General features: G+C 82.9%; 1 protein-coding gene. It reads left to right on the top strand.

What is annotated here, in order from left to right; all coding sequences use genetic code 11:
* Positions 1–120: 120 nt before the first annotated feature.
* Positions 121–885: hypothetical protein (locus tag QWZ14_RS07985; protein WP_290316100.1), on the top strand; the 765-nt coding region annotated here is incomplete at its 3' end.

The following is an 885-nucleotide window of genomic DNA, read 5'->3' as shown; positions in this document are numbered from 1 at the left end:
GCTGCGGCTGCTGCCGGTGCCGGCGACGCCGGCGCTGGCCGGGGCGCTCGCCGCCGCGCAGGCCGCCGCCGCCTGGAATCCCTGGGATGCCGCGCGGCTCGGCCTCCGGCGGCCGCGGCCATGACCCTGCCGCCCGAGGACAAGCTGCTCCGCCGCGGCGGCCGCATCCTCGCCGCCGAGGTGACGCCGGCCCTGCTGGCGGCCATGGCCGGGGGCGGCTTCCCCCGCCCGCTCTGGGAGGCGCTGGACCGGGCCGGGCTGGTGCGGCCCGCGGGCGAGCCTGGGCTGGCGGCGCTGCTGGCGCTGGTCCGGCTCTGCGCCCGACACGCCGCCCCGCTGCCGGTGGCGGAGACCCTGCTCGGGCGATACCTCCTGGCGCAGGCGGGGATGGCGCCGCCGCCCGGGCCGCTGAGCCTCGGGCCGGTGGCGTTCGGCGCCGCGGGCGACGGGCCGGCGCCGGACTTCGCCGGCGGCCGGCTCTCGGGCGAGCCGGCGCGGCTGCCCTGGGCCCGGCATGCGACCGCGGCGGTGATCGTGGTCGGGACCCCGGCGGGGCCGCGGACCATCCTGACCGGCCGGCCGGCCATCGCCGAGGCGGGGCTGAACCTGGCCGGCGAGCCGCGCGACCGGGTGCGGCTGGCGGAGACGCCGGTGCTCGCGGCCGGGCCGCCGGGGCAGGGGGTCTCGGTCGAGGGGCTGGTCCGGCTGGGCGCGCTGTTCCGGGTCGCCGCCATGGTGGGGGCGCTGGACCGGCTGGCGCGGCTGGCCTCGCTGCACCTGCGCCAGCGCCGGGCGGATGGCCGCAGCCTGCTCGGCGACCCCGGCGCGGCCCAGGCCATGGCCGCCCTCACCGCCGAGGCGGCCGCGGCCCGGGCGGCGGCGGCC

This window comes from Paeniroseomonas aquatica (genome assembly GCF_030409335.1).
In the GTDB taxonomy this organism is placed as follows: Bacteria; Pseudomonadota; Alphaproteobacteria; order Acetobacterales; family Acetobacteraceae; genus Belnapia; species Belnapia aquatica.
The sequence above is the reverse complement of the archived record's forward strand: the minus strand, read 5'-3'. Positions and strand labels throughout refer to the sequence as shown.